This is a genomic window from Paenibacillus sp. FSL M7-1046 (genome assembly GCF_038007405.1).
Classification (GTDB): domain Bacteria; phylum Bacillota; class Bacilli; order Paenibacillales; family Paenibacillaceae; genus Paenibacillus_AQ.
The window spans coordinates 3,988,640-4,004,110 of record NZ_JBBOXB010000001.1 but is presented as its reverse complement, the minus strand read 5'-3'; the positions used below and the strand labels follow the sequence as shown (position 1 = coordinate 4,004,110).

Sequence of the window (15,471 nt, the reverse complement as noted above, 5' to 3'; positions counted from 1 at the left end):
TTTCAGCGGCGCATCTATATAAACGACGGAAGGAAAAGCTCTAGAAACTTCCCTTCCGACGGTCATACCGATGAAACTCGCAATCCTGAAATTCCTGTCCTCTTACCATAGCATATTCCACTAGCTCTCAAAAAGTTCCACTCTGCAATTATTTATTGGACGTTGCCGCGTCCGGGGTAACAGCAGGTGAAGCTACCGGCGTAGGCTCCGGTGATGCTGCCGGTGAGGCAGAGACACCGGCTTCAGGAACTGTATATACATTGGCTACTTCAGCGCCGTTCTGCTCGGTCACATAGGAGAACTGCAGTCCGTCCGCCGACCAGTTACCGGAAACCCACGCTCCTTCCAGTGGAAGTGAGGTCAGGACCGTCCTTTCCTGCTCTGGTCCGTTTGAAGGAAGCTTATAAATTACCAGCTGCTGTTCGGCCAGTTCAGCTGTGTAGAGACCATCGGGTGAGGTCCACGAAGCTTGGGCTTTGAGAGCAGAAAAGCCCATATTTCTATCTTCCCCCGCCCCGGGCTCATGGGAGGCATCCAGAAACTCCCGGCTGTCGGCTGCTGCCGGATCCCCGCCTTCGTCCAATTCCATGTTATTGCTGCTTTTGGAGTCCATATCCGCAGCCCCGGGTGCCGGAGTTGCTGTTCCGTTAGTGACCTTCCTGCTTGAAGTCCGCTTATCTGATCCAGACTTTTTGGTCATGGCAGGAGCTTTATCCGTTGCTTCTGCGGTTGGAGCAGCAGCAGTCTCTGCCGGTGCGGCACTACCGCCGGTATTCTGGCCCCCGCCAGCGGAAGTAGGATCCACTTTCTCGGAGTTCTCCAACTCTTGCTTGCTCTCGCCCGGTGCAGCATCCTCCTCAGCGGAATCCGTAGCTGCCGAGGACATTATGCTCAGGGCATCATTGCCGGCGTTGTTCTCAGCTGTCTGTTGTAGCGATTGCTCCACATCCGCCGTCGGCATGCTGCCCGGCATATTAAACATAGCAATAAGCAGGATAACCGCTGCCGCAGCAGCTCCTATGCCTGTCCGCGCTGCCAGGGAAGCTCCCTTGGAAGCTTTGCCATGGGTGCTCTTGCGGGAAAAAGGCACGACCTTTGGATCTTCTTCAGGGCTTACCGCATCTGCGCTTTTCCCCTGGATGTTTAGGTCCAGTTGATCAAGCTGAGGCAGGATTGAGTCAACCAGACTGAATGGGGGTTTCACGTCCGGCAGCTGCTCCAGTTGCTGGGAGAGCATCTTCAGCCGGTCAAAGACTTCCGCGCAGGAAGAACAATCATCAATATGACGGAACATTTCAATCATCTCGTCCTGACTGAGATCATGATCCAAATAGCGGTGCATCCATTCCATCACCTCCGCGCATTTCATCCTGATACACCACCTTTCTGGTACTCCTGAAGTCTATTCTGCAGCTGCTGCCTTGCCCGGAACAGGTAAGATTTCACTGTATTCAAAGGCAAATCCAAACAGTCTGCTATCTCGTTGTAAGAAAAATCCTGCAAATATCGCAGTACAATTACGGTGCGGTGATGCTCAGGGAGTTGGTCAATCGCTTCACGGATATCCTCCTGCAAATAGGCGGACATCACTTCGCGCTCCACATTATGTTTATTGTCCTGAAACACCATTTCGTGTTCATCAATTGAAACTGTAGGTTTTGTTCTCCTGAATTTGTCAATGCAAATGTTGGTAACGATCCGCTGAACCCATGTTTTGAACTGTGCCTTCTCTTCATATGAACCAATTTTGGTATACACTCTGATGAGTGCCTCCTGTGATGCATCCAGAGCGTCCTGTTCATTATGCAGAATATAGAAGGCTGTTTTATATACATGTCCCTCAATTTCTCGCAATAGGGTGATTAGAGCGTCGCGATCGCCCGCTTGAGCGGCTCTGATGAGTCCCTGCTCCACCACGAAGGTTCCCCCTCTCTATGCAATCTTACTGACGCGCAAGACTGCGGATTTGTTGCAAGCCTGTAATCATTATTTTTAGGATACCAAACTTTGTTTATTACGTCTTTCCGGCCGCAAGGGTTTCAGCCCTTAGCTTCCACCGGAACGGTCTATAATCCTTACTAAGCATACAGGGGAAGCACTGAATCTTCAAATACTCTTTTATAGAAGTTCGTTACAAAATTGAAACAAAATAGCCCCACGGAGTGGGGCTGACGGCTAAATCTATGTATTTGGCAATCATTACATCCTATTTATACAAGACAGTTTGGCACAGCATTAAAATGGAATAGTTGTCTTTCTGCTCATCATCCACAATATAGATTTCACCGCCCACAAAAAGCTGCGGGTTGTTGTAGTTTCGCTCCAGCCTGTAAATCCGGCCCACCGTCACCTTGCAGCCATGCTTGCTACATTTAATACAGACATACTGCGCGTCATCCTCAGTAGCTGGGCTTAGCAGCTTATTGTTATAGGCAGACATCCAACTCACTCCCGGCAAACTAAATTATAACGCCGCTCTCTACTCTACAGTTTATTGTTTTTGTCCCTGTTCTATACAATGAAGCTTTGAAAAGAACGACAAAAGCCGTCCGGCCGGCAAGTACCCGGTCGAACGGCTTCTGTTTTGTACCATTTGGGATTTCAAGGTTTATACGCCCTTGATCTCCTTGAACTTGGCTACATACTGGGCAGCCAGCTCGGTGATTTGATCATAACGGCCATGCTTGGCGGGGGCGGTAAGGTTGCCGCCAATGCCTACAGCGATGCAGCCGTTTGCAATCCATTTCTCCATATTGTTCAGATCCACGCCGCCTGTCGGCATGATGTTGACATGCGGCATCGGACCTTTGACCGCTTTGATATAATCCGGTCCAAATGCACTGCCCGGGAACAGCTTCAGAACATCCACACCCAGCTTGAGCGCTTCCTTCATTTCATTCAGCGTCAAGCAACCCGGCATGTAGGGAATCCCATATAGATTACACATCTTCGCCGTCTCTTCTTCAAAGGAAGGGCTGACCACAAATTCCGAGCCTGCCAGAATAGCAATTCTTGCGGTAAGCGGGTCGAGCACCGTGCCTGCACCAATCACAGCACGGCCTCCAAAATCGGCTACCAGCCGTTTAATTGCCACATCGGCATCCGGTGTAGTAAAGGTTACCTCAATGTTGTTCAGTCCGCCTTCAATACAGGCGGCAGACATCCGGTAAGCATCATCGGCATTGTCCGCACGGATAACGGCAACTACGCCAACGGATGTGATGTTTTGCAATACTTTTATTTTCTTCATCGGTTAACTCCCTTTCTTCATTCGAATATAGGATGTAAGAAATACTTCTTTAGATAAATTAATTTATCTAATTTACTAACATCAGCTCAAAACCTTATATGAAAATAGTAATAACAATGCTGTCTACAGTCAATATATATTTATGTGAATAACGAATTAATTCTTTTCCTCAGTCACAAAATGCTTATAAATAAAGGATTTATGTAATATACAATATTAAATTCTATACACAGGCTACGATGAAAGCGTAATAACTTATTGTACAAAACCGATTTATATGATAATTTCAAATTACAAATCATTTATACAGGGCTTAGATCATTACCCTGAGGAGGAATTATCCATGAGCAAACCATTAAACGCAGTCACATTCGGGGAACCGATGGCGATGTTTTATGCTAATGAGGCCGGACCGCTGCATGAGGCCACTTCATTCTCCAAGGCGCTCGCCGGGGCAGAGAGCAATGTGGCGACCGGGTTGTCGCGCCTGGAACACAAGACCGGCTATGTCACCAAGCTTGGTGAAGACAACTTCGGCCAGTTCATTGCCTTGGCGCTGGAGAAAGAGGGGATTGATACAAAGAGTATTACGTACACCAAGGAATTCCCGACCGGTATGCTAATCAAATCCAAGGTACTGACCGGTGATCCGAAAGTGGAGTATTTCCGCAAAAATTCCGCAGCCTCCAAGCTGAGTCTGGCCGACTTCAATGAAGAATACTTCGCCTCCGCCGGTCACCTGCATGTCACCAGCATCTCATCTGCACTTTCAAAGACCTGTCATGAGTTCTCCCTGCATGCCATGGAATTTATGAAAAAGAGCGGAAAAACCGTCTCTCTTGACCCCAATCTGCGCCCCACACTATGGCCGGACAAGGAGACTATGGTTAGAACGATCAACGACTTGGCGACACGTTGTGACTGGTTCCTGCCAGGGCTTGGGGAAGGCAAGATTCTGACCGGACTGGACACACCGGAGGATATTGCCGGCTACTACCTGGATCGGGGCGTATCCCTGGTCGTGATCAAGCTGGGACCTGAAGGTGCATATTACAAAACCTCCGGCGGAGAAGAAGGTTATGTCGATGGCTTTAAGGTAGAAAAGGTTATTGATACCGTAGGTGCAGGTGACGGCTTCGCCGTCGGCGTAATCAGCGCGCTGCTGGAGCAGCTGCCGGTAGGGGAAGCAGTGAAGCGAGGCAATGCCATCGGCGCTTTGGCTGTAATGTCGCCAGGTGATATGGACGGACTGCCTACACGGCACGGGCTGGAAAAGTTTATGAACGCCAGCGTGTAATTAGGCAAATACCCACTGACTGTAAAAATAACTGAATGAAAAGCCCTACACAGTTTTAAAGGGACTGTGTAGGGCTTTTCATTGTGAGGCTGCACAGATCAGATTGTGATTAACAATGCTTTATAAACCGTTTTATTTAGCCGGTGCCTGTACGGACTGCCCCTGCTGGAGTGCGGGAGGAAACCGGTAGGTGATCGGAACGGAAGTATCCTCGTTCTCAATTAAAGACAGCATGATTTTGGCTGCCTGCATCCCCATCTCATAGGCCGGCTGCCGGATGGTCGTGATATCCGGGTTATAAATCCGTGCAAACTCGGCATCGTCAATGCCGATGACGGACAACCGGCCGGGAATGGCAATGGAGTGGCGGTTGGCGTACTTGAGAATTTCCCCAAGCACAAGGTCATTGGCTGCAAGCAGCGCTGTCGGCGGCTGCGGCAGAGCAAGCAGCGCATCCAGGGCCGAAGCGATTTCTTCCCTTGAGACGCTGCGCATATACTGTTCGTTCAGCGCCAACCCGGCATCCTCCATCGCCTTCCTGAAGCCGCTCATCCGTTCCCTGCGCGGCGTAATGGCATGCTCTCCGAGCGGCAGCGAGAGCAGGGCTATCGCCTCATGGCCATGCCGAACCAGCTCCTTGACTGCGGTCTTCACCGCCATTTCGTTATCCAGCAGCAGGCTTTGCGTAGTGACCCCTTCCACCAGCCGGTCCATAAATACGAGCGGGTAATGGGCTTCAATAAGCCGGGTATAGGCGGAAGGATTGTCTCCTGTCGGGAAGATGATGAGGCCGTCCACCTGGCGGGCCACCAGCGTCTCCACGTAAGTATTTTCCTTATCGGCATTCTCGTCGGCATTACAGATAATGACTTGTATCCCGTGGCGCTGCAGCTCATTCTCAATTGCCCTGATGCATTGTATCGACAGCGAATAATCTATATTGGCCACAATGACACCGACCATAAACGTGCGGTTCTGCTTCAGGCTGCGGGCCAGCCCGTTCGGCTGGTAATTCAGCTCTTCAATGACGGCGGCAATCCGGTTTTTGGTCGCCTCACTCATATATTTAAACCGTTTATTCAAAAATTGCGAGACCGTGCTTTTCGACACTCCCGCCTTTTGGGCAACATCCTCAATTGTCAGCTTCTTCATCTTTTCCGCTCCACTCTTCCTTATAGAAAAAATACTTGTTATTCACGAACAGTCAGAGAGCAGCAGCAAAAAAAGCCGTACTTTCTGATATTATCAAAAAGTATAGCTTTTTTTTAGTAAATTATCTAGTAATCGATCAGAGCAGAAAGATGAAGAAGATAAATTTTCATTTCCAGGGGTCCATATTTAACCCATATTCTTGTTCCCACCAATCGAATAACCACTGTTCTCCAATCGGCAAGGTGATTTCCGTTGACCGTTTCTCGCCCTGTACTTCATAATGAGCAGTCAATATCATTCTCTTCTTTAACGTATTGATGTTGCTGTACATAAAAGATGTAGATATAGCTGCATCTGTAACTTGCTTATCCGTGCTAATCGTGCCTTCCAGCACCTGCACCTTGCCTGTTTCGATATCATAAAGCTTATTGTGGGCAGTATAACCTCCATTTCCGTCTTCAACATAATAAACTTGCAGTACCTCTTCCTCCTGCGGATTGACGGCGATAAAGGAATTGTACTTTGCAAATTCATAACTCATTGTCAATAAATCCTTAGGCACTGCAGCCCCCCCATCAGCCGCCTCTTTGACGTTAATTACAGACAGCTTGGCCTCGGTTTGCAGCCTTGGCTCACCTACTGTGTATGAGCGGTTCACCATCAGGATATAGTCTCCGGCTCCATAGATTCCGGCCAGTTCATAATACGACTGCGCACCACCGGCGTAGAGCGGGAAAGTATATATTCTTTGGGCTGTTGCAGCCGACAGCTCCGCGTGGCCTTTAGGCGTCAAATAGAGCGTGTACGGCTCCGTGTTGTGTGTATACTTCGGTTTAGTATAGTTCACCATTGGCGGTGGCGGTGACCAAATGATTCCCTGCGATGTTTCGGCTGCGTAAGCCAGTGTTTTGTTCCGGTCCAGCGGCAGGGGCATGTAATACTTCTGGCCGCCAATTTCAAACTCTGCAGAGCCTATAGGCGGATTCAATGCCTGTGTATCTGCTGAAGGAGAAGCTGAAACTACAGCTGATGGCGGCAATGCGGCAGTTGTGCTGCTGCTGAACAGAGAGGACACTTGATCCATGTATCTCCCCGCGCCCGATTCGCTGAACGGCCAAACCAAAACCCCGAGCAGCAGGATTGCAGCCAACCCTACCATGGTACAGCTTTTACCGGAACGGAAAATCCGCTTGCCCGCAGGCTGATTGTCGGCGGCCTGCTGTATCCGGGCCATCAGCTCCGGTGTGAATCCGTCATCATGAAAGGGAATGCGCCCGGCCTTGGCGTACCAGTCCTGCGCCCCGAACATGACATTTCCCTTTTTATCTGAGTGCTGACTTTTCACAGTTCTTCCTCCTTTATCGCCGTTCTTACTTTCTCTCTGGCCCGGGCCAAGCGGGATTTGACCGTCCCCTCCGCTATACCAAGCATTCTGGACATTTCAGCAATCGACAGCCCCTGCTGGATATCAAGCACCAGCACCTCTCTGTGCTTATCGGGCAATTCCATAACAATCTCCCAAATCCGGCTGACATACTGGTTGCCCATCGCTTCCTTTTCCGCAGAACGCGCCTGGCCTGGAGTATGCTGCTCGCCCAGCGGAATGAACCTTCGCCAGAAGCTGTTCCTTCTCCAGCTGAATGCCGTATTTCGGGTGATGGTCAACAGCCAGGTCTTCAGCGTCGAGTGGCCGCGATATTTGCCTATATTTCGATAGGCTTTCAAGAAGACCTCCTGACTGATATCATCCGCCTGCTCGCGGCTGCGTGTCAGAAAAAAAGCATAGTGCCAGACATCGGAGCCATAACTCTCCATCATTTCCCGCAGCGTCATTGACGGTGTACACGCCATTGTATAGGACAATTTCTCGCTGTGCATCTTTGTTATCACCTCTCGCCCAATAAGACTCTCCAGCGCGCAAATGGTTCCATCATTTTCCTCTAAAATTAATAATTTGCCGCCGTTTGCCTTTATCCCTTTATAAGCCCCTCCTAAAAAGCAGGAAAATCATCGTGTCTCCTTCTCCGGTGTTGGCTGTTCCTCCTGCTCTGCCCTAAGCTTATGGCGAACTGCAATCCCCTCCTGTTGCACCTTCAATTGAATTTCCCCATGCAAATCAGTCCGGTACACCGCAGTATTCGATTCCGCCAAACGTTGCAATACGTCGCCGTTCGGATGCCCGTACAGATTATTGACACCTGCTGAAACCACAGCAAAATCCGGCCTCCAGAATTCCAGCCATTCGGCTCCGGTCGCAGTCTTGCTTCCGTGGTGGGCAACCTTTAGTACATCGATCTTCGCGCCGCTGTCTAGTCCAGTCTGTTCTGCTGCCAGAATTACCGCCTGCTCCGACGCTTTATCCATATCTCCGGTAAACAAAAAATTACGTCCGTTCATCTCCAGACGAAACACCACCGATTCATGGTTCTGGTCTTCCACTGCCGGAAGTACGGACTGCCCGTCAGTTTGCTGCGGCTCCGGCCACAGAAAAAACAGCTTCGTCTGATCATCCGGAGCCAGTGTCAGCCCCTGCTGCACAGCGTACAACCGGGCTTTCTTCGCAATAGCGGTCCTCATCAGCTTCCTGTAAGGCTCACGCTCAGCCAGCGTGCCATTGAACAGAACAGCCGACACGGGCATTCCCTCCAGCACTGCCTGCAGTCCCCCGGCATGATCCTGATCACCATGCGTCAAAATAACGGCGTCCAGTCTGTGGATGCCGCGCTGCTTTAGCAACGGGAGCAATGTCTTCGCTCCAACCTCAAAGGGATCACGGCGGATGCGCCATTCCTCCTTGTTCCCAAAGCTCAACGTACCTCCTCCGTCGACAAGAATATGCGCCCCGCCGGGGGTTGTTATCAGGATGCTGTCACCTTGCCCGACATCCAGATAACTGATGGCCCCCGCACCTTCAAGGCTCACTGCATGGTAGCCCCTGTAGAGCAGCAGCAACAGCCCGGCAGCACATATCAGAACCGCAGATCCGGCCAGTTCCATTCGGCCCCGGGGCTGGAAGGATAGCGCCAGGGCATCGCGTTCCCGGCTTCTTCCTTTGCCTTTGCCGTTGCCTTCCGGGGCCAGTTCGGCCAGCGGCCTGGTTTCATCCTCCATATATTGCGGAATCTCCCGTGCATGTGCCCCTGCCCGCTGTTTCAAGGCGTACAGCAGCCCGTACAGCAGGAGGTAATAGCCGCAAATCCACAGCAGTGTAGGGGAGCGCCAGATCAGCACCCCACCGGAGAATCCGTTAACCCATTCCACCGCTCCAAAGGTGGCATTATTCAGCAGTTCGGCAGCATCTGCGACCACACCTGCACCAGCTTCCCAGAACCAGCCCAGCAGGAGAGCCAATGTTCCCAGCGGCAGTACCAAAAAAGTGATGAAGGGCACCAGCACCAGATTTGCAGCAAAGGACAGCAGCGAAAACTGGTTAAAGTAATAAATCGTCAGGGGAAAGGAAACCAGCTGGGCGATCAGGGTTACCGATATGGAACTTCCCAGCCAGCTCGGCAGACGCCTCATCAAAGGATTGGCAAGCGGCACATAGACCATCAAACCTGCCGTCACCAGAAATGACAGCTGAAAGCTGACACTCAGCAGCAAATACGGGTTCCAGACCAGCATAATGAGTGCCGCAGCGGCTAGAATATTCAGTCCGTCCTTGAGCATCCCAAGCCGCGCGGCAAGAAGCGCGATCATACCCATCAGTCCCGCCCGCACAATTGACGGCCCTGCCCCGGATAACAGTACATATACAGGAACCAGAAGTAGCGTGACAGTCAGCGCCGTTTCTCTTGTTACCCGGCAATGCCTGAGGATAAATAAAAGCACTGCGACATACACCGCCACATGCATGCCTGAAATCGCCAGAATATGGGTCAGTCCCAGCTGTGAGAACTGCCGGAAGGTCTCCGGGTCCAGGTCGTCCTGGATTCCGATCACCAGCCCTTTCATATATCCCGAATGCCGGTCCTGGAACAAGCGGTCCATTTCAGCTCCAAGCACAACACGCGCCGCATCATTCCAGCGCAGCAGGGTTGAAGCTCCCCAAGACTCTGGAGGCGTAGCCTCCACGCTTCCGGCCCCGCTTCCTTTCAGGAGCCAGTGGATTCTTTGGGTATGCAGATAAGCACGGTAATCAAAGCCTCCAAAATTACGTGCCTCCGCCGGCAGTACCAGTTCACCCGCCAGCATCACCCGGTCTCCTCTTGCCCAATTGGCGGCCACGGCAATTTCCGCTTCAGCTTGGAGCTTGATCTGAACAGCGACAAGCTCCCCATCTACCTGTGCTGCAGTCTGCCCTGCTGCATTGCTCCGTATCTGTGATAGCTTCAGCGTAAAATCCACCCGGTCCCCGTCCCGTTCGACAGGAGACACAATCATCCCCCCGGCTTCCACATTACTCTCCTGCAGCTCTGCCGGTTGCGATGCAAGTGCTGTTGGCAGCTGACTGACATTGCGGCCTTCATTCCACTCCCAATACAGGGCGGCGACAGCAAGCGATATTGCAAATACAGCAAGCTGCTTCCAGCCCAATCTCCCGCAGGCCGCATAGATCGCGAGCAGCAGCAGACAGCCTGCCCACAGAATCAGCAGCTTGTAGCCCGAGAACAGGCAGGCTGCCGCACTTCCTGTGATCCAGCAGACTGTAAACCCTAACAACGGCCTTCCCTTCATTTCTTTCCCTCCTTCTGAACTGACCGGACAACAAAAAGAACCCCAATATACGCGTACATCCGCGCATACAGAGGTTCTTCCCCTTTACTCATTTAATTTCGCATGGATTCTGTTACTCCGAGACGGTGATCATCGTTTCTGCCGGTGGCTCATAATTCTCCAATTGGCGGAATATGATCCCTTTGGTGGTCAGCATATTCTCTACCTTCTCCATATCCTTGCGGTATGGGCGCAAATAGACAATCTCCACAATACCGCTGTTGGCCAGCATGTTGGCGCAGGTCCAGCAAGGCTCATCGGTGACGTAGACCGTACTTCCTTCCCGGTCGCTCCGGTCGGTGAACAGCAGCAGATTCTGCTCGGCATGAATCGTGCGGATGCAGCGCTGCTTCTTCACCATCGTTTCCACACCGTCTACGATCTCCCGCTCATATTGCTCGGAGACCATGCAGCCCGCCTCCGAGCAGTCAGGAACTCCCATGGGCGCTCCGTTATACGCGGTACCCAGCAGCTTCTTTCCCTGCACCAGCACAGCACCGACATGGCGGCGGTTGCAACGCGAACGCGTAGAAACCATGCAGGCAATATCCATAAAATATGTATCCCAGTTTTTGCGATAGGCCACACTCATCAGTAATCTCCGCTTTCTCTTCAATAGTTGTTCACTATTGTAGCATATTGCAGCTTGCTTTCACTAGGAGAACAGTCTCCTCATCTCCGGAAACGCATCTCCCGTTTCAAAAGACTACCAGAGGCTCAAGCTTTTCCAGCATCTTTGGTCCAATTCCCTTCACCTCACCTAGTTCGGACAAGCTGCGGAAAGCCCCCTTGCTGCTGCGGTAATCAATAATCGCCTGCGCCTTCTTCTCACCGATTCCCGGCAAATTCATAAGCTCAGCAGCTCCGGCGGTGTTCACATTGATTTTCCCTTCCGTCTTCTCATTAGCTTGTGCCGTGGAAGCTGCGCCTTGTGCCGATGGTATACCCTCTCCGCCTGCCACTGCAGTGGTCCCAGCTGTTTGTGTGCCCGCCGTTGCCGCCGCCTTGCCCCCTCCTGTCCCGCTATTATCCTGAGATGCGGCTCCTCCAGCGGGGTCAGCAGCATTTGGACCGCTGTCCGCCCCGGCTCCAGTAACCGCAGTATTACCAGCCTGTGTTGCTGCTCCGGCTTTTTTGGCTCCTCCGTTTGCTTCAATCCCCTCTTTACTGACCTCCCCCTGCAGCGCAGCTGACTTGCTGCTCTTTCCGGCAGGGAGTGGTTCCTCAACATTCGCTCCGCCAACCGCCAGCGCCATAGAGGTATCCATCGTCTCCCACCCGGAGATGCCGCTGTTTTCTTCCCGATCCGCAGCCCAGACCAGCCCTCCTCCCAGCAATACTGCTACGATACCACTGACTATCATTCTCTTATTCAAGTACCTGTCCTCCTCTACAATTTGCCCTGATTATTTATGCAATCCTTATGCAAAACCAAATATGACGCAACTTCTGGAATTTTATTCAAAAATGCGGGCGAAACCTGTCATGTGTCCAAGTGTACGCTGCATACATTTAACGAAGAGTATTCCTGCAAGCCCAGCAACTCAGGGAAAGGAGGTAACCACAGAATGAAAGTGGGATTTATCGGAACAGGCAGCATGGGCAGTCTGCTCATCGACGCCTTTCTTTCTTCAGGAGCACTTGATGCATGTGACGTGCTGGCCAGCAACCGCAGTTCAACCCGGCTGATTCAGCTTCAGAAGGACCACCCTGGCATCACCATATGCGGCAGCAACAGGGACACCGCGACTGGCAGCGACATTGTATTTTTATGTGTCAAACCTTTGGAATTCAAAACGCTGACGGATGAAATCGCACCCTGTCTGAATAGCGAGCAGATTGTCGTATCCATTACCAGTCCCGTCCAGCTGTATCATCTGGAATCGGTTCTGCCGTCCAAAATAGCCAAGGTCATCCCCAGCATCACCCACAGTGTCAAAAGCGGAACTTCACTATGCATTTTCGGCAGCAGAATTAATAAAAAAGACAGGCTGTTGCTCCTGAGGCTGCTGTCTTTCATAAGTGTTCCGGCGGAAATCCTGGAGAGCCATACCCGAATTGCTTCGGATTTCTCCAGCTGCGGTCCTGCATTTATCAGCTATTTCATCGAACGCTGGATCGCCGCAGCGGTGGAAGCCACAGGCATTGAAGAAGCCTTGGTCAGCCGTCTGGCCGGGGAAATGCTGCTAGGGACAGGCAAGCTGCTGACAGAAGCAGACTTCACCCCGCAGGAGCTGCAGGAACGTGTCGCTGTCCGCGGAGGCATTACAGCAGAAGCCTTGAATCATCTGCGCAGCAGTCTGGAGGGCGTATTCGAGCGGCTGATTACCACAACGCATGACAAATACGATGAGGATGTCGACAGGCTTAATTCACTCTTCGGCCGGGATGGTATTGTGCAAGGCCCTTTGGATCGCTAGAAGCCTGAACGGTTTGAGAAAAAAGCGGGCCACCGAGCTGCATTGGAACACCCATGAATTTTGAATCCTTAACAAAAAACCCGCAGCACGGAATACTCCGTAGCTGCGGGTAAAAATGCGTTCTTCGCTTAACCCACTACAATATTTACAAGCTTTCCGGGAACCGCAATGATCTTGCGTACGGTTTTGCCCTCTACAGCCGCCTTCACACCAGGAAGAGCCAGTGCATGGTTCTGCATGTCTTCCTGCCCCATATCCTGCGGGATCTGTGCACGCCCCACAATCTTGCCGTTAACCTGTACAACGATCTCCACTTCTGCATCCACCGTCAAAGCTTCATCATAAGCTGGCCATGATACATAGCTGATGCTGCCTTCGTGGCCCAGCAGCTGCCAGAGCTCCTCGGAAATATGCGGTGCCAGCGGCGACAGCATTTGTACGAAATGCTCTGCCGATTCACGGGACAAGCTGTCCTGCTTATAGGCATCGTTGATGAAGATCATCAGCTGGCTGATCGCCGTATTGAAGCGCAGATTCTCGAAGTCCTCGGTAACCTTCTTCAGTGTCTTGTGCCAGGTGCGTTTGAACTCGTCTGTACCGCCATCCTCGGAAATCTTGGCACTGAGGCTGCCGTCCTCGTTCACGAACAGGCGCCATACGCGGGAGAGGAAGCGGTGAATGCCTTCCACACCTTTTTCATTCCAAGGCTTGGTTGCTTCCAGCGGCCCCATGAACATTTCATAGACACGGAGTGTATCTGCGCCAAAAGCTTCCACAATTTCATCCGGGTTGATGACATTGCCGCGTGATTTGCTCATTTTTTCATTGTTGTTGCCCAGGATCATGCCCTGGTTCACCAGCTTGTGGAACGGTTCCTTGGTATCCACTACACCGATATCATACAATACTTTATGCCAGAAACGGGCGTACAGCAGGTGAAGCACTGCATGTTCAGCTCCGCCAATGTACAGATCAACCGGCAGCCATTCCTTTTGCTTCTCCGGCGAACACAGCTCCTTGTCATTATGCGGATCAATATAGCGCAGGTAATACCAGCAGCTGCCGGCCCATTGTGGCATTGTGTTCGTCTCGCGGCGGGCTTTCATCCCGGTTTCCGGATCAACGGTTTCCACCCACTCAGTGACATTGGCCAGCGGGGATTCGCCCGTACCCGAAGGTTTGATCGCGTCCACATCAGGCAGCACCAGCGGCAGCTGATCCACAGGAACAGTCTTCATCGTGCCATCTTCCAAATGAAGAATCGGAATCGGCTCGCCCCAGTAGCGCTGGCGGCTGAACAGCCAGTCACGCAGGCGGTAGGTTACCTTGCCTTGGCCGCTGCCCTTTTCCTCCAGCCAGGCAATCATCTTCACGATGGCTTCGCTGTTATCCAGACCGTTCAGGAAATCGGAATTCACATGCGGGCCATCACCGCCATAGGCTTCTTCTTCCACATTACCGCCCTGTACTACTTCGACGATGTTCAAGCCAAATTGCTTGGCGAATTCCCAGTCGCGGGTATCATGTCCCGGAACCGCCATAATAGCTCCGGTTCCGTAACCGGCCAGCACATAATCGGCGATCCAGATCGGCACCTGTGCTCCGTTGACCGGGTTAATAGCGTAAGCGCCGGTGAATACACCGCTCTTCTCCTTGGCCAAATCCGTACGCTCCAGATCGCTCTTGCGGGCAGCTTTGTCGCGGTATTCCGCGACCGCAGCACGCTGAGCTTCTGTCGTGATGGCATCTACCAGTTTATGCTCTGGTGCCAGTACACAGTAGCTTGCGCCGAACAAGGTATCCGGACGGGTTGTGAACACAGTCAATGCTGCGTCATGTCCATCAATCGCGAAATTGACTTCCGCTCCGGTTGATTTGCCGATCCAGTTGCGCTGCATATCCTTGATGCTTTCTTCCCAATCCAGCTCTTCCAAATCCTCCAGCAGGCGTTCGGCGTATTCTGTAATTTTCAGAATCCACTGGCGCATCGGTCTGCGGACGACGGGATGACCGCCGCGCTCGCTTTTGCCGTCGATAACCTCTTCGTTGGCCAGCACCGTACCCAAAGCTTCGCACCAGTTCACCGATACCTCAGCTACATATGCCAGGCCGCGGTTGTACAACTGGATGAAGATCCATTGTGTCCATTTGTAATAGCCCGGATCGGTTGTGCTGATCTCGCGGTCCCAGTCATAGGAGAAGCCCAGCGATTTGATCTGGCGGCGGAAATTGTCAATGTTCTTGAAAGTGATGTCACGCGGATGTTGTCCGGTATCCATCGCATACTGCTCTGCCGGAAGTCCAAAGGCATCCCAGCCCATTGGATGCAGCACGTTATAACCGCGCATCCGCTTGTAGCGGGAGACAATATCCGTCGCCGTGTAACCTTCCGGGTGGCCTACGTGCAGTCCTGCGCCTGACGGATACGGAAACATATCCAGGGCGTAAAATTTCGGTTTACTTGAATCCTCACCTGTCTTAAACGTTTTGTTCTCATCCCAGAACTTCTGCCATTTGGGTTCAATGCTCTGGGCGCGGTAGCCGGCCCCAGTTGGGGTGCTCACTTTGTTTTCGCTCATCTTATGCTCCTCCTTGGAGTGTTGCTTACTTAGTTAAACCTGCTGTTCTTAAAAGAA

The 15,471-nt window shown here is 51.9% G+C and carries 13 protein-coding genes; 2 read left to right on the top strand and 11 right to left on the bottom strand.

Going from position 1 to position 15,471, the window contains the following annotated elements; translation table 11 throughout:
* Window positions 1–148: 148 nt before the first annotated feature.
* The 4 genes from NYE29_RS17610 to NYE29_RS17595 form a co-directional block, all read right to left on the bottom strand.
* Window positions 149–1,369 carry an anti-sigma factor family protein gene (locus NYE29_RS17610; RefSeq protein WP_340896915.1) on the bottom strand — a complete coding sequence of 407 codons (1,221 nt, stop codon included), beginning with the start codon at window positions 1,367–1,369 and terminating at the stop codon, window positions 149–151.
* On the bottom strand, window positions 1,366–1,917 hold the full coding sequence (locus NYE29_RS17605; protein WP_038595503.1) for an RNA polymerase sigma factor: 552 nt from the start codon (window positions 1,915–1,917) through the stop codon (window positions 1,366–1,368). The genes NYE29_RS17610 and NYE29_RS17605 overlap by 4 nt, the downstream gene beginning before the upstream one ends.
* A gap of 289 nt (window positions 1,918–2,206) precedes the next feature.
* Window positions 2,207–2,440, bottom strand: coding sequence for a hypothetical protein (locus NYE29_RS17600; protein ID WP_038595504.1), 234 nt, complete (start codon window positions 2,438–2,440; stop codon window positions 2,207–2,209).
* A gap of 168 nt (window positions 2,441–2,608) precedes the next feature.
* On the bottom strand, window positions 2,609–3,250 hold the full coding sequence (locus NYE29_RS17595) for a bifunctional 2-keto-4-hydroxyglutarate aldolase/2-keto-3-deoxy-6-phosphogluconate aldolase (RefSeq protein ID WP_038595505.1): 642 nt from the start codon (window positions 3,248–3,250) through the stop codon (window positions 2,609–2,611).
* A gap of 343 nt (window positions 3,251–3,593) precedes the next feature.
* Here NYE29_RS17595 and NYE29_RS17590 point away from each other — a divergent pair, with 343 nt between their 5' ends.
* Window positions 3,594–4,547 carry a sugar kinase gene (locus tag NYE29_RS17590; RefSeq protein ID WP_038595506.1) on the top strand — a complete coding sequence of 318 codons (954 nt, stop codon included), beginning with the start codon at window positions 3,594–3,596 and terminating at the stop codon, window positions 4,545–4,547.
* Window positions 4,548–4,679: 132 nt separating this feature from the next.
* On the opposite strand, the gene NYE29_RS17585 is transcribed toward NYE29_RS17590, so the two are convergent.
* From NYE29_RS17585 to NYE29_RS17560, 6 genes are all read right to left on the bottom strand, one after another.
* Window positions 4,680–5,699 carry a LacI family DNA-binding transcriptional regulator gene (locus NYE29_RS17585; protein ID WP_340896914.1) on the bottom strand — a complete coding sequence of 340 codons (1,020 nt, stop codon included), beginning with the start codon at window positions 5,697–5,699 and terminating at the stop codon, window positions 4,680–4,682.
* A 166-nt stretch (window positions 5,700–5,865) separates the two neighbouring features.
* Window positions 5,866–7,044, bottom strand: a complete 1,179-nt coding sequence (locus tag NYE29_RS17580) for a hypothetical protein (RefSeq protein WP_340896913.1) — start codon at window positions 7,042–7,044, stop codon at window positions 5,866–5,868.
* Window positions 7,041–7,577, bottom strand: a complete 537-nt coding sequence (locus tag NYE29_RS17575) for an RNA polymerase sigma factor (protein ID WP_340896912.1) — start codon at window positions 7,575–7,577, stop codon at window positions 7,041–7,043. The genes NYE29_RS17580 and NYE29_RS17575 overlap by 4 nt, the downstream gene beginning before the upstream one ends.
* 129 nt (window positions 7,578–7,706) lie before the next feature.
* Window positions 7,707–10,376: a ComEC/Rec2 family competence protein gene (locus NYE29_RS17570; RefSeq protein WP_340896911.1), complete on the bottom strand. Its 2,670-nt coding sequence runs from the start codon at window positions 10,374–10,376 to the stop codon at window positions 7,707–7,709.
* A gap of 112 nt (window positions 10,377–10,488) precedes the next feature.
* On the bottom strand, window positions 10,489–11,007 hold the full coding sequence (locus NYE29_RS17565) for a deoxycytidylate deaminase (protein WP_038595511.1): 519 nt from the start codon (window positions 11,005–11,007) through the stop codon (window positions 10,489–10,491).
* 106 nt (window positions 11,008–11,113) lie between these two features.
* Window positions 11,114–11,791: a ComEA family DNA-binding protein gene (locus tag NYE29_RS17560; RefSeq protein WP_340896910.1), complete on the bottom strand. Its 678-nt coding sequence runs from the start codon at window positions 11,789–11,791 to the stop codon at window positions 11,114–11,116.
* A 192-nt stretch (window positions 11,792–11,983) separates the two neighbouring features.
* Here NYE29_RS17560 and comER point away from each other — a divergent pair, with 192 nt between their 5' ends.
* Window positions 11,984–12,835 (top strand): late competence protein ComER, encoded by an 852-nt coding sequence (gene comER, locus NYE29_RS17555; protein WP_038595512.1) that lies wholly within the window; start codon window positions 11,984–11,986, stop codon window positions 12,833–12,835.
* 128 nt (window positions 12,836–12,963) lie between these two features.
* Here the strand turns inward: comER and leuS are convergent, their stop codons facing one another.
* Window positions 12,964–15,414, bottom strand: coding sequence for a leucine--tRNA ligase (gene leuS / locus NYE29_RS17550; protein ID WP_340896909.1), 2,451 nt, complete (start codon window positions 15,412–15,414; stop codon window positions 12,964–12,966).
* Between the last annotated feature and the right edge of the window lie 57 nt (window positions 15,415–15,471).